18 protein-coding genes and 2 pseudogenes are annotated in these 18,470 nt (G+C 65.5%); 9 read left to right on the plus strand and 11 right to left on the minus strand.

What is annotated here, in order from left to right; translation table 11 throughout:
- Nucleotides 1-56 precede the first annotated feature (56 nt).
- On the minus strand, nt 57-803 hold the full coding sequence (locus W823_RS38490; RefSeq protein ID WP_023956422.1) for a hypothetical protein: 747 nt from the start codon (nt 801-803) through the stop codon (nt 57-59).
- Between the two features lie 72 nt (nt 804-875).
- The gene (locus tag W823_RS38495) at nt 876-1,718 is read right to left on the minus strand and encodes a helix-turn-helix transcriptional regulator (protein ID WP_030169041.1); all 843 of its coding nucleotides are present in this window, start codon (nt 1,716-1,718) and stop codon (nt 876-878) included.
- A gap of 171 nt (nt 1,719-1,889) precedes the next feature.
- Between W823_RS38495 and acs the strand changes: the two genes are divergently transcribed.
- Complete coding sequence (gene acs, locus W823_RS38500) at nt 1,890-3,833, plus strand: acetate--CoA ligase (RefSeq protein WP_023956424.1); 1,944 nt, start codon at nt 1,890-1,892, stop codon at nt 3,831-3,833.
- Between the two features lie 30 nt (nt 3,834-3,863).
- On the opposite strand, the gene W823_RS59535 is transcribed toward acs, so the two are convergent.
- A complete protein-coding gene (locus tag W823_RS59535; protein ID WP_369792592.1) occupies nt 3,864-4,160 on the minus strand; it encodes a hypothetical protein in 297 nt (98 codons plus the stop codon).
- Nucleotides 4,161-4,619: 459 nt separating this feature from the next.
- Here W823_RS59535 and W823_RS38510 point away from each other — a divergent pair, with 459 nt between their 5' ends.
- Both W823_RS38510 and W823_RS38515 read left to right on the plus strand, forming a co-directional pair.
- Nucleotides 4,620-5,141 (plus strand): phage holin family protein, encoded by a 522-nt coding sequence (locus tag W823_RS38510; protein WP_030169033.1) that lies wholly within the window; start codon nt 4,620-4,622, stop codon nt 5,139-5,141.
- Between the two features lie 3 nt (nt 5,142-5,144).
- A pseudogene (locus tag W823_RS38515) lies at nt 5,145-6,075 on the plus strand (alpha/beta fold hydrolase).
- 6 nt (nt 6,076-6,081) lie between these two features.
- Here the strand turns inward: W823_RS38515 and W823_RS38520 are convergent.
- Genes W823_RS38520 through nth form a run of 4 tightly spaced genes read right to left on the minus strand, consistent with a single transcriptional unit; the run spans nt 6,082 to nt 9,415 of the window.
- On the minus strand, nt 6,082-7,281 hold the full coding sequence (locus W823_RS38520; RefSeq protein WP_023956432.1) for a MarP family serine protease: 1,200 nt from the start codon (nt 7,279-7,281) through the stop codon (nt 6,082-6,084).
- A complete protein-coding gene (locus W823_RS38525; RefSeq protein WP_023956434.1) occupies nt 7,278-8,018 on the minus strand; it encodes a CoA pyrophosphatase in 741 nt (246 codons plus the stop codon). The genes W823_RS38520 and W823_RS38525 overlap by 4 nt, the downstream gene beginning before the upstream one ends.
- Nucleotides 8,015-8,731: a TlpA disulfide reductase family protein gene (locus W823_RS38530; protein ID WP_023956435.1), complete on the minus strand. Its 717-nt coding sequence runs from the start codon at nt 8,729-8,731 to the stop codon at nt 8,015-8,017. Before W823_RS38530 ends, W823_RS38525 begins: the two co-directional genes overlap by 4 nt.
- A 3-nt stretch (nt 8,732-8,734) precedes the next feature.
- A complete protein-coding gene (gene nth, locus W823_RS38535; RefSeq protein ID WP_235189468.1) occupies nt 8,735-9,415 on the minus strand; it encodes an endonuclease III in 681 nt (226 codons plus the stop codon).
- A gap of 256 nt (nt 9,416-9,671) precedes the next feature.
- Between nth and W823_RS38540 the strand changes: the two genes are divergently transcribed.
- Together W823_RS38540 and W823_RS38545 are read left to right on the plus strand one after the other, a co-directional pair.
- Nucleotides 9,672-9,920, plus strand: a complete 249-nt coding sequence (locus W823_RS38540; protein ID WP_023956440.1) for a hypothetical protein — start codon at nt 9,672-9,674, stop codon at nt 9,918-9,920.
- A 168-nt stretch (nt 9,921-10,088) separates the two neighbouring features.
- On the plus strand, nt 10,089-10,763 hold the full coding sequence (locus W823_RS38545) for a Crp/Fnr family transcriptional regulator (protein WP_023956441.1): 675 nt from the start codon (nt 10,089-10,091) through the stop codon (nt 10,761-10,763).
- 72 nt (nt 10,764-10,835) lie between these two features.
- Here the strand turns inward: W823_RS38545 and W823_RS38550 are convergent, their stop codons facing one another.
- Nucleotides 10,836-11,642 carry an MBL fold metallo-hydrolase gene (locus W823_RS38550; protein WP_023956442.1) on the minus strand — a complete coding sequence of 269 codons (807 nt, stop codon included), beginning with the start codon at nt 11,640-11,642 and terminating at the stop codon, nt 10,836-10,838.
- Nucleotides 11,643-11,740: 98 nt separating this feature from the next.
- On the opposite strand from W823_RS38550, the gene hypB reads away from it, so the two are divergent.
- On the plus strand, nt 11,741-12,532 hold the full coding sequence (hypB, locus tag W823_RS38555) for a hydrogenase nickel incorporation protein HypB (RefSeq protein WP_023956443.1): 792 nt from the start codon (nt 11,741-11,743) through the stop codon (nt 12,530-12,532).
- Nucleotides 12,533-12,541: 9 nt separating this feature from the next.
- Here the strand turns inward: hypB and W823_RS38560 are convergent, their stop codons facing one another.
- Nucleotides 12,542-13,006 carry a RidA family protein gene (locus W823_RS38560; RefSeq protein WP_023956444.1) on the minus strand — a complete coding sequence of 155 codons (465 nt, stop codon included), beginning with the start codon at nt 13,004-13,006 and terminating at the stop codon, nt 12,542-12,544.
- A 6-nt stretch (nt 13,007-13,012) separates the two neighbouring features.
- Nucleotides 13,013-13,177, minus strand: coding sequence for a DUF4177 domain-containing protein (locus tag W823_RS57710; protein ID WP_023956445.1), 165 nt, complete (start codon nt 13,175-13,177; stop codon nt 13,013-13,015).
- A gap of 136 nt (nt 13,178-13,313) precedes the next feature.
- On the opposite strand from W823_RS57710, the gene W823_RS38565 reads away from it, so the two are divergent.
- Together W823_RS38565 and W823_RS38570 are read left to right on the plus strand one after the other, a co-directional pair.
- On the plus strand, nt 13,314-14,324 hold the full coding sequence (locus tag W823_RS38565; protein WP_031331798.1) for an ArsA-related P-loop ATPase: 1,011 nt from the start codon (nt 13,314-13,316) through the stop codon (nt 14,322-14,324).
- Nucleotides 14,324-15,417, plus strand: a pseudogene (locus tag W823_RS38570) (ArsA family ATPase). The gene W823_RS38565 and the pseudogene W823_RS38570 overlap by 1 nt, the downstream one beginning before the upstream one ends.
- Before the next feature lie 45 nt (nt 15,418-15,462).
- Here the strand turns inward: W823_RS38570 and W823_RS38575 are convergent.
- Entirely contained in the window at nt 15,463-15,780 is a 318-nt protein-coding gene (locus W823_RS38575; protein WP_030169006.1) for a WhiB family transcriptional regulator, read from the minus strand.
- 223 nt (nt 15,781-16,003) lie between these two features.
- Between W823_RS38575 and W823_RS38580 the strand changes: the two genes are divergently transcribed.
- A complete protein-coding gene (locus W823_RS38580) occupies nt 16,004-18,460 on the plus strand; it encodes a penicillin-binding protein (protein ID WP_023956452.1) in 2,457 nt (818 codons plus the stop codon).
- The last annotated feature ends 10 nt before the right edge of the window (nt 18,461-18,470 follow it).

Genomic DNA, 18,470 nt, shown 5'->3' on the forward strand with positions numbered 1-18,470 from the left:
CGCCGCCCGCAGCGCGTTCGGAGCAGGTCAGCGCGTTCAGAGTAGGTCGACGACGCTCATCGCGCGGCTTCGGCAATCGACTTCGCCTCTGCGGCACCGGCTTCGAGGGCATCACAGCACAGCAGTACCCATTCCCGGATACGGTCGGGGTCTCCGGAACCGAAGGCGGTCGAACTGTCGCGGTACTCGCGCACGCGCTGGAACCACGTCACCTCGGGCACGCCCAGGTTGTGTGGATCGAGTCCGCTGCTGGTGCAGACGAGCCGCGACGCCGCGCGTGCAACGATCCCGTTCGCGTACGTGAAGGGTTCGAGGGAGAGCAGTTCTGCATGCACCACCGCCGCCACGATGGGGGCGGGTGCTCTTGTCGCGCCGGTGATGAGCTGGGCGAGCAAGGCCAGACGCTGGCCGAGGTCGCGGTCCGCGCGGGGACGGCCCAACAGTTGCGGATCGTCGGTGAGGTCGTTCGCGGCGAGAACGTGCAGTCGCGCCAACGTCTGCAACGGAGCACGCGTCCAGGTCGACACGAACTGCGGAAGTGATTCGCCGTCGAGCGCCTGGGCCACCCGCATGGCACCCGAGAGCACGGGATCATCGAAGTCGCCGTCGCGCACCAGATCGACGCTTCCACCGTCGATGGCAGCGGACGACCGTCCGGCCCGCCACGACGCCTCCGTTGCCGTCTTCTCCCACCCGCGCAGGTTCACCGGATGCCGGTGGGCAGCGGCCAGGGCATCACGCGCTCGGTCGGCTGCCTCGATCACGCCGGGCAATTCGAGTATCGGGGCCAAGGGGTCGGTCACGAGAGGCCAGCGTACTGGGCCGAGATGGCGTGCCCGGCCGGGATGCGGCGGCGAGAGCAGACGGCCGGGGAGTCAGATCAATTCCAGGACGTGGCCGGCGGCGCGCGCTTTCACCACGGCTTCATGACGGGTACGGGCACCGAGACGAACCATGGCGGCGCGGAGGTAGGTCTTGACGGTGTCGACGGTGAGGCCGAGTCGATCGGCGACCACCCTGTTGCCGAAACCCATCGCGACCAGCGACAGCACCTGTAGCTGGCGTGGCGTGAGTGCGATCGTCGGCTCGACCCCGGACCGGTCGACACTGGTGATCTGATCGACGAGTCGGCCGATCCGGCGTCTGGTCTGCTCATCCTCGGCACCTGTGGCGATGTCGCGGAGCTCGTGGATCCAGTCGGGGATCGGCCGCTGAGCCTGCTCGCGTGCTGCGATCGCGGCGACCCGGCGGTCCACCTCGTCGCGGATCCGCAGTTCGGTGCCGATCCGGCCGGCCTCGAGCGAGAGCGCATCCATCGCGTGCTCGCCGAGAAGTCCTCCGCCACCGCGCCAGCCGCCGTACAACAGCCCTCTGACCGCGCCGTCGACGACAATGGGGGCCGCAGCGAGGTCGGTGATGCCCTCACCGAGGATCTGGTCGTCGAAGTCATGGGTGATCTCGCTGGCCGACCCGTAATCCCGAACCATCTTGGCCCGCTTGTTCAGCCAGGTCAGCCCACCGAGCCCACGTTCGGGGGTGACCGTGATGGTTCGCAGGGCAGCAGTCTGGTGACCCACCGACTCGGTGACCTGAATGACGTCCCGATCGCGCAGACCTGCGAAGACCACAGGGATACCGGCTGTCTTACGTAGACGCGCACTCGTGGCACGCACCAGTTCACGATCACTGGGGCGGAGCACGCTGTTGTCTGGACTCATCTGCACTATCCACTTTCGGGGCTATTGCCTCCGATGATGCCGCAACCATCATGTGGTGTACAACACAGCGACCGCGCGTCTGTGACGGGACCGAGCACAGCGGCACGTGAATCGGTGTCCGGATCGGACTCGCCCCACGCAGGTCGGGCAGCCAGTACGAAAGGTCAGAAAATGAGTGAAGGAACCGCGCAAGCGGCGTACCCCCCACCCCCGGCGTTTGTCGAGCAGGCCAACGCCGGACCTGAATTGGCCGAGGCAGCCGAGGCCGACAGGCTCGCGTTCTGGGCCGAACAGGCCCGCCGACTGCACTGGGACACCGACTTCACCGACGTCCTCGACTGGTCCGGCGCACCGTTCGCCAAGTGGTTTGTCGGCGGCAAACTCAACGTCGCATACAACTGCGTCGACCGTCATGTCCTCGAGGGCAACGGCGACAGGGTGGCGATCCACTGGGTCGGCGAGCCGGGCGACTCCCGCGACCTCACCTACAGCCAGTTGCTCGCCGAGGTGAGCCAGGCCGCGAACTACTTCGTGGAGATCGGCCTGGTCGCCGGCGATCGCGTGGCCATCTACATGCCGATGGTCCCCGAGGCCATCGTCACGATGCTCGCCTGCGCACGTCTGGGACTCACACATTCTGTTGTCTTCGCCGGTTTCTCGGCCGGCGCACTACGGTCGCGGGTCGATGACGCCGAGGCGAAGTTGGTCGTCACCACCGACGGCCAGTACCGCCGCGGCAAGCCCGCGCCGCTCAAGGCCGCGGTCGACGAGGCACTCGGCAGCGGGGACGACTCAGCGAAATCCGTCGAGCACGTCCTGGTGGTCAATCGCACCGACTCCGACATCGACTGGGTCCAGGGCCGGGACGTCTGGTGGCACGAGACCGTCGCCAAGGCCGAGAACGTGCACACGGCAGTGGCGCACGACGCCGAGCATCCGCTGTTCCTGCTCTACACGTCAGGAACCACGGGCAAGCCCAAGGGCATCGTCCACTCCTCTGGCGGCTATCTCACGCAGGTGAGCTACACGTTCCACAACGTCTTCGACCACAAGCCGGGCAAGGACGTCTTCTGGTGTGGCGCCGACATCGGCTGGGTGACCGGACACAGCTACCTCGTCTACGGACCGCTCTCCAACGGCGCGACCGAGGTGGTCTACGAGGGAACCCCCAACTCCCCCACCGAACATCGCCATTTCGAGATCATCGAGCAGTACAAGGTCACCACCTACTACATCGCCCCGACGCTGATCCGGACCTTCATGAAGTGGGGCCGGGAGATTCCTGACGCCCACGACCTGAGCTCGCTGCGCCTGCTCGGCAGCGTGGGCGAGCCCATCAACCCGGAGGCCTGGCGCTGGTACCACGAGGTGATCGGCGGCGAGCGGTGCCCGATCGTCGACACCTGGTGGCAGACCGAGACCGGCGCGATCATGATCTCTCCCCTGCCCGGCATCACCTCGACCAAGCCGGGTTCGGCGATGGCCCCGCTGCCCGGCATCAGCGCGAACATCGTCGATGACAACGGCGAACCGGTCGGCGCGGGTGAACAGGGCTTCCTCGTGCTCGACAAGCCGTGGCCGTCGATGCTGCGTGGTATCTGGGGTGACGAGGAGCGTTTCCGCGACACCTACTGGTCGCGATTCGCCGAGCAGGGTTGGTATTTCGCAGGCGACGGCGCGCGTTACGACGACGACCACGCCCTCTGGGTCCTGGGCCGGATCGACGATGTCATGAACATCTCCGGACACCGGATCTCCACCGCCGAGGTCGAATCCGCGCTCGTCGGACACCACAGCATCGCTGAGGCCGCCGTCATCGGCGCCGCCGACGCCACCACCGGCCAGGGCATCGTCGCGTTCGTGATCTTGCGGCAGGGCCAGGAGGACACCGGCGACCAACTGGTCAAGGAACTCAAAGACCAGGTGTCCAAGGACATCTCGCCGATCGCCAAGCCACGCGAGATCTACGTGGTGCCAGAACTGCCCAAGACCCGCTCCGGCAAGATCATGCGACGGCTGCTCAAGGACGTCGCCGAGGGACGCGAACTCGGCGACACCTCGACACTGGTCGACCCGTCGGTGTTCGACAACATCCGGCGCCGCAAGGCCGACTGAACCCCGAGGGGCACCGGGTGGTGGCTGCTGTCAGCTCAGCTTCGAGAAGTGCTTGACGGTATCGGTTTCCAGGGTTGCGAACGTCTTCTGCGTGATGGGCAACGCGAACCTGGAGGTCTTTGCCATCACCCCACCCATCTCGATGGCGAACGACCATGTGAAGCGGCAGCCACCTCCCGACGGCTCCACTTCACTCAACTCACCGAAGCGACGAAGACTGGGCACATTGGACTGCTCCACGTAAAACGCGTTGCGGTAGGTGCCCGCCTCACGGTCTTCGTCCCAGCAGAAGAACCTCTCCGACAGTTGCGCGTACCCGGGTGCCAACTGGGCCTACGGGTTGTCCCCACGCCGTAGGGCGCCGGGGAGGTGAACGTGATCGACTTGATCACCCGGCACCAGTCGAGGGTGTTCTGCCTGGTCAGCTCAGCCCACGCCCGCTCAGGAGGCACCGGGAGGTTGACGCTGAATCGGTGGGTGATCGGGGCGGTCTGAAAAAAGTCCAGCTCGAACGGTTCCATTGGGTAGGTCGGCATACCAGTCCTTCGTGATCGGGGGTCGGTGGTGTCACCCGATCGACCGGACGGCCCCCGGGTACACCACCCGACAGTTAACGCGTGCACCACCCGACAGTTAACGCATCTAAGGCGCCTCGCGCCCGTAGAAAGGTCCGATGAACCTGCAATCGGGTCGGGCATGGCAACATAAGGCCTACTAACCCCGGCGATGCAGAGATGAACGTCCGGGATGGACTCGGGCGTGGTGTCCGAGGATGGAGGAGTTGCAGTGACGCTGGACGACCGCCCTTCGGGAGATGTTCCGCCGAACGTCTCGTCGATTCCGTTGTCCGACCCCAATGTGCGCCCCGGCGGCGACCCGAGTGTCGGTGGTCTGGTCAAGGACGCCACCACGCACTTGTCGACGCTGTTCCGCGCCGAGGTCGCACTGGCCAAGGCCGAACTGACCGCCGAGGCCAAGAAGGCCGCAGTGGGTTCGGGCCTCATCCTGGTCGCGCTCACCGTGCTGCTCTACGCGAGCCTGTTCTTCTTCTGGTTCCTCGGGGAACTGCTGGACGAGTGGCTGCCTCGCTGGGCCGCCTTCGGCATCGTGTTCCTCATCCTGCTGGTCCTGGCGATCATCACCGGATTCATCGGTTATCGGGTGTTCAAACGGATAACCGGTCCGAGTAAGACGATCGCATCGGTTCAGCGGGTGCCCGAAGTGCTGCCCACCTCCGGGCACGACGGAGTCCACCCCGGTGCAGACCTGAGCAAGCCGTCCGGCTCGCACAAGGTCCTCAAAGGCTGACATTTGGCGCCCCCGGACCCGTCGACCGTTCGATTCGCGGGACCGTGGCATCACCATGATGTCCGCGCGAACGGCGTGCGCCTGCACGTCGTCGAATGTGCGGACACACCCACCAACCGGCCCCTGGTGCTCCTCATGCACGGCTTCGGGGAGTTCTGGTGGAGCTGGCGTCACCAGATCACCGCACTCACCAACGCCGGGTTCCGGGCCGTGGCCGTTGATCTGCGCGGATACGGCGACAGTGACAAGCCGCCTCGTGGCTACGACGGTTGGACACTGGCTGGTGACACGGACGGCCTGATCCGCGCGCTAGGCCATTCCGACGCCACCATCGTCGGACATGCCGACGGCGGTCTCGTCGGATGGGCGACCGCGACCCTGCATCCCCGGTCGGTCCGCTCGATGGCGGTGATCTCGTCACCGCATCCGCAGGCGCTGAAAAAACGCCAACATGCGAGAGTCGACCCAACGCAACGCATTTCTGGGTGGGTTGCTTCGAGCGCAGATCCCACGGACCGCGGAGCGTGACCTTACCCGCGACGACGGCGCGATGGCCGAGGAACTGATGCGACGTCGGTCCGGGCCGGGGTGGCCACGCACCGACGACTTCGTCGATGCCGCCAAGCGCAACCGCTCGGCGGTGCAGATACCCGGTGTGGCGCACTGCAGCCTGGAATACCGGCGCTGGGCCTTCCGGTCCCAATTCCGCCCGGACGGTTACAAGTTCCTCCAGCTGATGGATCGTCGCCTCCAGATCCCGGTGCTGGCCATGCACGGCGAACTCGATCGCTACATCCTCCGGTCCACGGTGGCGGGCAGCGCCAAGTGGGTCGACCGGCTGGACTTCACCGAGGTCACCGGCAGCGGCCACTACGCACATCAGGAAAACCCTGACGAGGTCAACGAACTGCTGATCGAGTTCGCCGGGCGCTGACGGCGACTACCCCGAATGCACGCAGGACTGCGTGTCGACCGCGGTGCTCAATCGTTCCGATTCGGCGAGGCCCGGTTTGACCTGGTCGGCCGTGAGCACGAATCCGGTTTCGCTGGCCGGATCCTCCGCGGCCCCGAAGACCACGCCGAGGACGTCGCCGTCCGAGTTGATCAGCGGTCCACCGGAATTGCCCTGCCGGATCGAGCCGCGCACCGTGTACACCTCCCGGGTCACAGCAGATCCGGGATAGATTCCCGGGCCGCGGAGCTGGATGACCTCACGGACACGTTCGGCGCTGGCGTTGAAGGGCCCTGCCTCGGGGAAGCCGAGGGCGATCGCGTCCTCTCCGGTCTTCGCGAGTTCGTCGGCGAAACGTAGCGCCGGCGCCTGCAGGCCCGGCACGTCGAGCACCGCGATGTCGGTGTTCGGGTCGAAATAGACGACGGTGGCGTCGAACTGGTCGCTTGAGGCCACCACGTGCAGAGTGGTCGTTCCCGCCACGACGTGCGCGTTGGTCATCACCCGCTCTGGAGAGACCACGAACCCACTGCCCTCGAGCGCTTGATTACAGCTGGGCGCGACGCCCTCGATCTTCACCACACTGGGACGGACCCGACCGATCACCGGCTGTTCGAGCAGTCCCTGATCGGGGGCTTCGACACTCGTGATGGGCGTGCGGCCGAACGGGCCGATGGCCTCCTTGAGCCCGGAACCTTCGAACATGTCCCAGAACTCGCGTGGCAATCGCTGCATCCACTGCGGCGCAAGCGAATTGACCTCGTCGATGACTTTCGATTCGCTCACCGCGCCGGCGATCTGGGGCTGGGCCGACGTGCTGATCGGGGTGGCGAGCACCCATGCGGCGAGCAGGACCGCGACCGCCTGGAGCAACGATCCGATCACCGAGTCGATGCGTCGCACCGAGAGGGTGCGGATGCTGCTTCGCGCGGCCCGTCCCAGCACCATGCCGGAGATCTCCCCGACGATGACCAGCGCGACGAGCAGGAGCACGCCGGCGACGAGCCGCCATCGCTGATCCTCGATGTTCCGGATGAGGTGTGGCGCCAGGAGAACCCCCGCGGCAGCACCCAGGAGCACCCCGACAAACGCCATCGCCGACGAGACCGCGCCTTGGCGGTACCCGGAGGCCGCGGCGAGCAGCGCGATGCAGATCACCAGAACGTCAACCCACGCGGCTCCGCTCACTCCTGCCCCACCTTGGCCAGCTCATCCGCGAGATCGCGGACATCCGTCTTGTCCCAGGCGATCTCCCAGCCGGCCGCCTCCACGATGGCCGCGAGCAATCCCCCGGTGAACCCCCACACCAGCATCTTCTCGACGCCGAAGGCCGGCCCCCGGTAAGGACGTCCCGGGATACCGGTGGGGCGTTGCACCTGAAAGCGGTTGCGGGGGTTGACCACATCGCGCAGCGGCACCCGAACCACCCGCGCGGTCTCTGCGAGGTCCACCACCCCCACCTCCGACGGGTCACGCCAGTAACCGATAACCGGCGACACCTCGAATCCGGAGGGTGGCACGGGAAACGTGTCGAGGGTGGCGAGCAGGTCGACACCGGCAGGGTCCAGTCCGGTCTCCTCGACGGCCTCGCGCACGGCGGTGCCGACCGGGAACTCGTCACCGTCGTCGCGGACGCCACCGGGAAAGGCGATCTGCCCGCTGTGATTTCGCAACGTCGCAGCGCGTTGGGTCAGCAGGACATCGGCGTCGGCCGGGATGCCACCGTGGTGGGTGGGGTCGCCGCTCCAGTCGCCGCTTAACAGGACCAGTACCGCTGCCGACCTCGGGTTCCGCATCATCGATCGCAGCAGTCGCTCGGTCACGCCGCCGCGGTCCTCGACCGACCGGGTGACCCCGTCGAGGTTCGCGGTGAGCCCACGAAGCCATGGCGGCACCTTCTCGTCCGGCACCAGAAGTCGGGTCATGCGTCGACGCCCAGATGTTGGCGCACCACATCGGCCACCTCGTCGGGCGACTCGAACACCCGCGGCAGCACCGCTGCCACCGTGCCGTCTGCGCGCACGAGCACGGTCGACGGGTAGGCGCGCGGCACTCCCAGTGCCGCAGCGATCTTGGCGTCTGTGTCCACCACCGTCGGCAGGTGTACGCCGATCTCGGCGAGCAAGGTCAGCGACAGAAACGGATTCTCGGCGCCCTCTTTGCCTTGCACGGTGAGCACCCGCACCCGGTCCCCGGCCCTCTTGGCGTATTCGTCGATCACCGGCAGCTCGGCCCGGCACGGTCCGCACCAGTGGGCCCACACGTTGACGAGCATCGGGGTACCGGCCGTGGCGCTGCCCAGGTCGACCGCCGATCCGTCGGCCAGGCACGGCACGGTCACACCCGCCAGCTTCGACCCGGAGGGTGTCGGGCCCGTGGCGACCGGACAGGGCAGCAACGCGGCCTTCTCCCGCCCCTTGGCCATGTCGTCCTCGGTGACCGCGGCCTCCAGCCCGGGAAGCGCGGAGCTTCCCGTCGTCGGCATCCCACTCGGGGACGGGCCCGGATCGGATGAGTCACGTGGCCAGATCGCGACGATCAACGCCAGGACCACGACCAGCGCGGCGACGGTCCAACGGGCGGACGTCGAGAGATGAAACCGTGCGCGCGGGCGCTCGGGTTGGGTGTTCACGGGCATCGACTACAGACCTGCCAGCTTCAGGAGATGGTCGGTCTCGGGGCCCTTGACGAGCTTGGCCGCTTCCGCTTTCTCCGTGGGCCCGAGGCCGTAGGACGGGCAGTCCGCGGCCAGCACGCACACCCCACAGGCGGGCTTGCGCGAGTGGCACACGCGCCGACCGTGAAAGATCACCCGGTGCGAGAGGTCGGTCCAGTTCTTGCGCTCGATGAGCTCGCCCACGGCCTGCTCGATCTTCACCGGATCGGTTTCGGCCGTCCATTTCCAGCGCTGCACCAACCTGCCGAAGTGCGTGTCAACGGTGATTCCCGGCACACCGAAGGCGTTACCGAGGACCACGTTCGCAGTCTTGCGACCGAAGCCGGGCAGCGACACCAACTCGGGCAGTGTCCGCGGGACCTCACCGTCGAATCGCTCGACGAGCGCCTGCCCGAGACCGATCAGCGAGTTGGCCTTGTTCCGGTAGAAACCGGTGGGCCGGATCATCTCCTCCAGTTCGGCGCGGTCGGCGCCGGCATAGTCGGCGGCTGTCCGGTAACGCCGGAACAACGCAGGCGTGGTCATGTTGACCCGCACGTCAGTGCACTGCGCCGACAGGATCGTCGCCACCGACAACTCCAGCGGGTTGGTGAAATCGAGTTCGCAGTAGACGTGCGGGAACGCCGTCTGCAGCGTTCGGTCCATCCGCCGCGCCCGCCGCACCAGACCGGTGCGGGTCTCGGTACCGCGCTGTGCTGCGGTCTTGCCACGCCTGGCCGGGGCCGCCCCCTTCTCGCGCACACTCACCAAATCAGGGTACGGCGGACTTCTGTGAACGGCTCTATCCGGTGGTCGACCGACGGACCTCGCATGGCGACGCGTGGTCCGCGTCGCGTCAACGACGTGCATTCAGATGCAGATCGTGTCTCTTCTGAGACCTGCGTTGTGTTAACTACTCCCCATGCACGGACTCGCCGTACTTCTGTTCCCCGCAGTTCTCATGCTCTTCGCGTTGGCGATGGAGCGCCTGGAGAACCAGCTCGAACGACTCAACGTGCGACCGAACGATGTCGAGGAGTTCCTCGAGTCGGCTCAGCCCGAGCAGATGGACACGCTGGCCCGGTCGGGCTTTCCCGCGGCGCTCGACGAGTTCCGCGATCGGAGAGTCCCCACCACGGTCGAGACCGAGCATTCGATCCGCGCCAGCTGACCACCGAAACCCGCGAGCGACAGGCGTGATCGCTCGATGAGGGGTAATTAACCTGTTTCGCACCCGATACCCGTAGACTGGATGACGGGTGACGAACACAACACATCGACCGTGTGACCGGCCCCAAGTTTTGAACGTGGTCTGGCTGGACCCTAGAAAGGGGCGTAAGTGGAGGAAGTACTGGCGCGGGCGGGCATCTTCCAGGGAGTGGAACCGACGGCCGTCGCGGCATTGACCAATCAGCTTCAGCCGGTTGATTTTCCACGGGGCCACGTGATCTTCAACGAAGGTGAGCCGGGTGACCGGCTCTACATCATCTTGTCCGGCAAGGTGAAGGTCGGTCGTCGTTCCATCGATGGCCGCGAGAACCTGCTGACGATCATGGGTCCCTCCGACATGTTCGGCGAGCTCTCCATCTTCGACCCCGGACCACGCACGTCGTCGGCGACCACGGTCACCGAGGTCCGCGCCGTGTCGATGGACCGCGAGGCTCTGCGTTCGTGGATCGCGGATCGGCCCGAGATCGCCGAACAGTTGCTGCGCGTCCTGGCCCGCCGATTGCGTCGCACCAACAACAACCTCGCCGACCTCATCTTCACCGACGTGCCCGGCCGTGTGGCCAAGCAGCTGCTGCAGCTGGCACAACGTTTCGGTACCCAAGAAGCCGGTGCTCTGCGAGTCACCCACGACCTCACGCAGGAAGAGATCGCCCAGCTCGTGGGCGCTTCCCGCGAAACCGTCAACAAGGCGCTTGCCGACTTCGCCCAGCGCGGATGGCTGCGACTCGAAGGCAAGAGCGTACTGATCGCAGACTCCGAGCGGTTGGCTCGCCGCGCGCGGTAGAACAACTTGGAAAACCGCCCCGATCGCTGATGCGGTCGGGGCGGTTTTTTGTAGCCTCTGCTGCCTTGCCCGCTACTGCTCGGCCAGGTAGGCCAGTTGGGTCTTGACCGACATCGTGGCCGCAGGCCACAGTTTCTTGTCGATGTCGGTGTACACCTTCTTGACCACTTTCTTCGGCTTGGCTTCTGCAGCACTCACCCCGAGTTCGGCCAGCGCGGCACGCACCTGATCGATCCGCTCTTCGCGGTGCGCCTTGTAGTGGCGGGCCAGCGGGATCACCTCGGCATGATCGGGCCCGTGCCCGGGCAGCAACACGCAATCGTCACCCTCGACGATGATGCGGTTGAGCGAGTTCATGTAGTCGCGCAACGTGCCGTCTTTGGGATCGAGCACGGTTGTCCCACCACCGAGGATGGTGTCTCCGGTCAGCATCGCCTTGCGTCCGTTGTGCTCGACGAGAAAACTCACCGAGTCGCCTGTGTGTCCGGGTGTATGCAGCACAGTGATCTTGAGGCCGGCGGCCTCGATCACCTCCCGGTCTTGGAGCGCGCTGCCGTCGCGGGTGTACTTGTCGACCCGTGCCCGCACGGGTGCGCCGGTGAGTTCACGGAAGAACTTGATGGCGCCGGTGTGGTCGGGGTGGCGGTGGGTGACCAGCCCGAGAACCACATTGCCCTGCGCGACAACGTTTTTGACGTGTTTCTTCTTTCCCTTGGGTCCGGGGTCCACCACCACACAGTCTTTGTGACCGGGCGCCCGCAAGATCCAGGTGTTCGTGCCGTCGAGTGTCATCATCCCCGGGTTGCGGCACAGCACAACCGACGCGAAATCGGTCACCGGACGAACGACACCGTACGCAGGATGCTGCGGTTCACTCATGACGATCAGGCTATATCCTGCACTTGGCGAAGGCAGGGTCGACGCTGTCGGGTCGCTGCGGGTACACGAACCGGCTACAAAGAGGCGAGGCGCAGACGATGGGTAGATTCCACCGCCACGACGAGACGCACACCCACGCCGACGGGACAACGCACAGCCACGAGCACACCACCTCGGGCCATTCCGACCACGGCGACCACAGTGGCTACGACACCGGCGCCGAACGCATCGATGTGCTCGAGGCGATCTTCACCGAGAACGACATGCGCGCCGACCTCAACCGGACCGCATTCGACGGCGCCGGGGTACCCGCGATCAACCTGATGAGCTCACCGGGTTCGGGCAAGACCGCCATCTTGTCGGCCACCCTCGACGCCATGCGAGCGGATGTGCGCATCGGCGTCGTCGAAGGCGACATCGCCACCGACCTCGATGCCGCACGGCTCGCCGACAAGGGCGCGCAGGTCGCACTGATCAACACTGCCAACGGGTTCGGCGGCGAATGCCATCTCGATGCCCCGATGGTGAACCGCGCGTTGCAAGATCTCGACCTGCAGACGCTTGATCTCGTGATCATCGAGAACGTCGGGAATCTGGTGTGTCCCGCCGAGTTCGATGTCGGCGAACACGCCCGCGCAATGGTCTATTCGGTGACCGAGGGTGAGGACAAACCTCTCAAATATCCGCTGATGTTCAGCCGGGTGCACGTGATCCTGCTGAACAAGATCGACCTTCTGCCCCACCTCGACGTCGAGTTACAGGCGTTCCTCGACACCATCGCCCAGACCAACCCGCGTGCCCGGGTCATCCCGGTCAGTGCACGCACCGGCGAGGGACTCCCGGAGTGGTTCAGTTGGGTCCGCGCACTGGTCGAGCGTCGCGCAGGCTGACGACGAGGGTCAGACCTCGACGATCAACTCGATCTCCACCGGCGCTCCGAGTGGCAGCTCGGCCACTCCGACCGCAGACCTGGCGTGCGCGCCGGCCTCTCCGAAGATCTCGCCCAACAGGTTGGAGGCACCGTTGACGACCTGGGGTTGACCGGTGAAGCCCGGGGCCGAGGCCACGAAGCCGACAACCTTGACGATCCGCTTCACCGAGTCGATTCCGACCAGACTGTTCACCGCCGCAAGCGCGTTCAGAGCGCAGACTCGCGCGGCCTCGGATGCCTCATCCGGCCGGACAACACCTTCGGCGCCCTCGGACACCTTGCCCGTCACCGTCAATTCGCCACCGAGCAAGGGCAATTGGCCCGCGGTGTAGACGAGGTTTCCGGTCTGGACTGCCGGCACGTACGCGGCCAGTGGCGCCACCACCTTGGGCAGAACGATATTCAGTTCGGTCAATCGCTGCGACCACGTCATGACAGATCAGCCCTTGGCGCGTTTCAGGTAGGCAACGTGCTGCTCGCCTGTGGGTCCCGGCAGAACGCTGACCAGCTCCCAGCCGTCAGCACCCCACTGGTCGAGGATTTGTTTGGTGGCATGGGTCAGAAGGGGGACGGTGACGTACTCCCAGGCAGTTGGCTCGCTCATGTGCACACCCTATCTCTCCGGTGGGTGTTCGGGCCGCGTACGTTCACCAACCCGGACATCCCCTGATGACGGGGGTGAAATACACGGACTGCACGGTATGGTCTTCGGCCATGACCTACGTGGATATGGTGAACCCGTGACAACAGAACAGCCCACGGGCTATCGCTGGTCAGAGGCCGCTGCGAAGGCGCGCCTGCACTTCGTCTCCGGTAAGGGCGGGACCGGAAAAACCACTGTCGCGGCGGCTCTCGCGCTGACATTGGCCGCCGAAGGCAAGAAGGTGCTCCTCGTCGAATGCGAGGGACGTCAGGGCATCGCGCAGATCTTCGATGTCCCGCCCCTTGCCCCCACCGAGACCAAGGTCGCCACCGCAGAAGGCGGCGGACAGGTGTGGGCACTGGCGATCGACATCGAACACGCGCTGCTCGAGTACCTCGACATGTTCTACAACCTCGGATTCGCCGGCCGCGCCATGCGCCGCATCGGTGCCATCGACTTCGTCACCACCGTCGCGCCGGGGCTTCGCGACGTCTTGGTGACGGGGAAGATCAAGGAGACAGTGGTCCGAACCGACAAGCGCGGCAACCGGATCTACGACGCGGTGGTGGTCGACGCACCTCCGACGGGCCGGATCGGCAACTTCCTCGACGTCACCAAGGCCATGGCCGATCTGACCAAGACCGGCCCCTTGCGCAACCAGAGCGACGGTGTGGTCAAGCTGCTGCACTCGGACCAGACCGTGGTGCATCTGGTGACGTTGCTCGAGGCGATGCCCATCCAGGAGACCATCGAGGCGGTCCGCGAGCTGGAGGACAAGAACCTCACCATCGGGTCGGTGATCGTCAATCGGGTGTCGCCGCACCATCTGCCGCCCGAGTCGATCGGCGACATCGCCGACGGCGTCATCGATGCCGCCGAACTGCGCGCCCAGCTCGACAAGTCGGGCCTGAAATACACCGAGGCCGACTTCGAGGGCCTGCTCACCGAGACCATCGAGCACGCCAGTCGGGTACAGGCGCAGCTCGAGGCCGGTGCCGAACTCGATGCCATGGAACTCGACAAGCTGCAGCTGCCCGCGTTCGACGATGGCGTCGACCTCGGCGGCCTCTACGAAATATCCGAAATCCTCCAGAAGGCTGGTGCCTGATGCCGATCGACCTGAAAATGGGCGCAATTCTCACCGACCTCGGAACCAAGGTCGTGATCTGTTGCGGCGCAGGCGGAGTCGGCAAGACAACCACCGCCGCGGCAATGGCCGTGTACGCCGCCGAACGGGGACGCAAGGTGGTTGTCCTCACGATCGATCCCGCCAAGCGGCTCGCGCAGTCGTTGGGTATGAACGAACTGACCAACAGTCCACAGCCGGTCAAGGTCGATGGCGAGGGCACGCTCGACGCATGATGCTCGACATGCGCCGCACCTTCGACGAGATGGTGACGCAGTACTCGACGCCTGAACGCGCCGAGGCGATCATGAACAACAATTTCTATCAGACCGTTGCCAGCTCGTTCTCCGGCACGCAGGAGTACATGGCGATGGAGAAGTTGGGACAGCTTCTGGCGCAGGACGATTGGGATCTGGTGGTGGTGGACACCCCACCCTCGCGCAATGCCCTCGACTTCCTCGACGCGCCCCAGCGTCTCGGGTCGTTCCTCGAAGGCCGGCTGATGAAGATGCTCGTGGGCGGCGGTCGCGGTGTGGGCCGGGTCGTCACCGGTGTTGTCGGCCTGGCCATGAAGGGCATCTCGACCATCATCGGCGGCGAGACGCTGCGCGACGTCTCGGTCTTCGTGCAGTCACTCGACTCGATGTTCGGAAGCTTCCGGGAACGGGCGAACCGGACCTACAACCTGCTCAAACAACCCGGCACCCAATTCGCCGTGGTTGCGGCGGCCGAACCGGACGCCCTACGTGAGGCCGCGTTCTTCGTCGACCGGCTCTCCGAGGAGAAGATGCCGCTCGCCGGACTGATCCTCAACCGCACCCATCCCAACCTCACCGCGATCGGCGGGAGTACCGCCGAGGCGGCGGCAAACAATGTCGACGACCCGCTGGCCAAGGCGGTCCTCACGATTCATTCCGAACGGGCGACCACCGGCAAGCGCGAACTGCACCTGCTGCACAGCTTCACCACGTCGCATCCGGCAGTCCCGATCGTGGGCGTGCCGTCGCTACCGTTCGAGGTCGCCGACATGACCGCACTACGTGCGGTGGCCGAGGAGATCACCAGCAAAGGCTGACGCCGCCGCCCGGCAGGGCGACGGCGTCAGAATGTTCGCGAAAACTCAGCCAACGCTGGTGATCTGCCTGCGACGCTGCGTCTCGAAGAACGTGCTCCACGAGGTGACTTCGGGATGCTGGCGCAGCAACGCTCGGCGCTGACGTTCGGTCATGCCTCCCCAGACCCCGAACTCAACGCGATTGTCGAGTGCATCTGCACCACACTCGAGCTGGACTGGGCAATGACGGCAGATCGTCGCAGCCTTGCGCTGGGCGGCCCCACGGACAAACAGCTGGTCAGGATCGACCTCGCGGCACCGTGCCCTGGCCACCCAGGCCAATCTTGCTTCGTTCTCTACCGTCGCAGCTGCCGCTTTTGCCATTACGATCCCCTGTCTGAAGCACAATATTGACGTCCGCCGCCACATTTAAGACTGAATGTTACGTGTGTCACATTCAATTACGACCAATGTATGGACCACACTTACGCACCGTCAAGACCTGGAATGAAAAAAGTGGCACTTGCGTGCAAACCGAGTGCAACGATCTGGCCTTTGCGCCGCTCGGTGCCACCTGAGAAGGCAGACGCCACGTATCCTTGCTGGCGTGCCAAAGTCGAAGTCCCTGTCACTGCTCGCGGGATGCTGCGTCCTAGCCGGTGTTCTCGTCGCCGGACTGCTGTTTCCAGTGGCCGGTGGAATCGGGCTGGTGTCGAGCCGGGCCGCGGACACGGTCCAGAACGTGTCGTCGGAACTGCTCGAAGGCACGGTCCCCGAGGTCACCACGATGACGGACGTCACCGGCAAGCCGATCGCGTTCCTCTACGACCAGCGACGAACACAGGTCGGCTACAACGACATCTCGCCGGAGATGATCCGCTCCATCATCTCCATCGAAGACCGGCGTTTCCTGGACCACGACGGGGTGGACTGGAAAGGCACGATCCGCGCGTTCCTCAAGAACTCGTCGTCGGGCGAGGTGCAGCAGGGTGCTTCGACCATCGACCAGCAGTATGTGAAGAACTACCAGCTGCTGGTTCTCGCCCGTACCGACGCCGACCGTCGCGCCGCCACCGAGACCACCCCCGCGCGCAAGCTCAAAGAAGTCCGCATGGCACTCACGCTGGAGGAGAACCTCACCCAGCAGGCCAAGCGGGACAAGAACCTGAGCGACGAGCAGGCCAAGCAAGAGGCCAAGAAAGAAATCGTCACCCGCTACCTGAACGTGGTGCCGTTCGGCAACGGCGCCTACGGCATCGAGGCCGCAGCTCGCACGTACTTCAACAAGGCCGCGAAGGATCTGACGATCCCCGAGTCGGCGATGCTCGCCGGCATGGTGCAGTCGAGTTCGGCACTCGACCCCTACAACAACCCCGATGGTGTGCTCGAACGCCGCAACCTGGTTCTCGACACGCTGATCTCCAACTTCCCGAATCGGGCGGCCGAGTACCAGGCCGCGAAGGAGACCCCGCTCGGCGTGGTCCCCTCCCCGATCACCTTGCCCAACGGCTGCATCTCGGCCGCCGACGCCGGTTTCTTCTGCGACTACGCCCTGAAGTTCCTGGCCGAGAACGGGCTGAGCCGCGAGACGGTCGCCCGCGGCGGCTACACCATCCGCACCACGCTCGACCCCGCCGTCCAGCGGTCGACGCTGACCGGGGTGCAGAACATCACCGACCCCGACCTCAACGGTGTCGCGACTGTCATGAGCGTGATCCGGCCGGGCACCGAGAGCCACGACATCATGTCGATGGCGTCGAGTCGCCAGTACGGACTCGACCAGAATGCGAACCAGACCGTGCAGCCTCAGCCATTCTCGATGGTCGGCGACGGTGCGGGGTCGGTGTTCAAGATCTTCACGGTCGCCGCGGCGATGGAAAAGGGCCTGGGTGCCGGGTCATCCCTTCAGGTCCCTGCCACCTTCCAGGCGCAGGGCATGGGTAGCAGCGGCGGCGTCAACGGTTGCCCTGCGAACACCTACTGTGTGCGCAACGACGGCCGGTATCCCGCACAGTTGTCGGTGACTCAGGCACTCGCTCAGTCCCCCAACACCGCATTCGTCAAGCTGCTCCAAGACGTCGGGGTGGGACCTGCGGTCGACATCGCCGTACGTCTCGGACTGCGCTCGTACACCAATCCGGGCACCTCCGGCCAGGGCGAGCAGAGCTTGGCCGACTACTTCAAGCAGAACAATCTGGGTTCGTTCACCCTGGGACCCACCGCGATCAACGCACTCGAACTCTCCAACGTTGCCGCCACCCTGTCTTCGCACGGTGTGTGGTGCCCGCCGAACCCGATTGCATCCATCACGCAGCCGAAGCGCGACCGCAACGGCAACCAGGTCCTGGGTGCCGACGGGCGGCCTGCGGTGCAAGAGGTCGCCTTCGAGCGTCCGAAGTGCGAGAAGGTCGTCGAACCCGGCCTGGCCGACACCCTCGCGAACGCCATGAGCCAGGACGACCGTGGATCGGGAACTGCTGCCGGCGCTGCCGGGTCCACCGGATGGAACCTGCCGATGGCCGGCAAGACGGGCACCACAGAGGCTCACCGCTCGTCGGCCTTCCTCGGGTTCACCAACAACCTGGCGGCCGCGACCTACACGTACAACGATTCACCGACCCCGTCAGAGCTGTGCTCGAATCCGCTGCGGCAATGCGGATACGGCACCCTTTACGGCGGTAGTGAACCGGCACGAACATGGTTCACCGCGATGTTGCCGATCGCCAACAACTTCGGGCCCACAGCACTGCCACCGAACGACCCGACCTACGTGGCCGGTGTGGGCGGCAAGGCTGTTCCGTCTGTTGCGGGGATGACCGCCGACGAGGCGACGAAGCGAATCGAGCAGGCAGGCTTCAGGGTTGCGCGCCTCGACACCGACAGTGCGCAAGCAGCGGGCACAGTGGTGTTCACCGCCCCCGAGGACACGGCGATCCCCGGGAGCACCGTGACCATCTACGTGAGCACCGGGCAGTCCCAGCTCCCCACCCGACGGGCCTCACCACCCACCACCATCACCGTCCCCGGGGTCGGCCCGATCGTCATCCCGGTACCGGGCGGCTGATTCGCCGGGC

Origin of the sequence: Williamsia sp. D3, assembly GCF_000506245.1 — a bacterium.
Taxonomy (GTDB): Bacteria; Actinomycetota; Actinomycetes; order Mycobacteriales; family Mycobacteriaceae; genus Williamsia; species Williamsia muralis.

Coding starts and splice junctions, on each gene's coding strand:
- nth (WP_235189468.1), bottom strand. CDS start 9,415: ATGGACCGAACGCTGCAGACGGCGTTCCCGCACGTCTACTGCGAACTC.
- W823_RS38575 (WP_030169006.1), bottom strand. CDS start 15,780: ATGGCAAAAGCGGCAGCTGCGACGGTAGAGAACGAAGCAAGATTGGCC.
- W823_RS38560 (WP_023956444.1), bottom strand. CDS start 13,006: ATGACGTGGTCGCAGCGATTGACCGAACTGAATATCGTTCTGCCCAAG.
- W823_RS38540 (WP_023956440.1), top strand. CDS start 9,672: ATGCACGGACTCGCCGTACTTCTGTTCCCCGCAGTTCTCATGCTCTTC.
- W823_RS38530 (WP_023956435.1), bottom strand. CDS start 8,731: ATGCCCGTGAACACCCAACCCGAGCGCCCGCGCGCACGGTTTCATCTC.
- W823_RS38525 (WP_023956434.1), bottom strand. CDS start 8,018: ATGACCCGACTTCTGGTGCCGGACGAGAAGGTGCCGCCATGGCTTCGT.
- W823_RS38550 (WP_023956442.1), bottom strand. CDS start 11,642: ATGAGTGAACCGCAGCATCCTGCGTACGGTGTCGTTCGTCCGGTGACC.
- W823_RS38495 (WP_030169041.1), bottom strand. CDS start 1,718: ATGAGTCCAGACAACAGCGTGCTCCGCCCCAGTGATCGTGAACTGGTG.
- hypB (WP_023956443.1), top strand. CDS start 11,741: ATGGGTAGATTCCACCGCCACGACGAGACGCACACCCACGCCGACGGG.
- W823_RS57710 (WP_023956445.1), bottom strand. CDS start 13,177: ATGAGCGAGCCAACTGCCTGGGAGTACGTCACCGTCCCCCTTCTGACC.
- acs (WP_023956424.1), top strand. CDS start 1,890: ATGAGTGAAGGAACCGCGCAAGCGGCGTACCCCCCACCCCCGGCGTTT.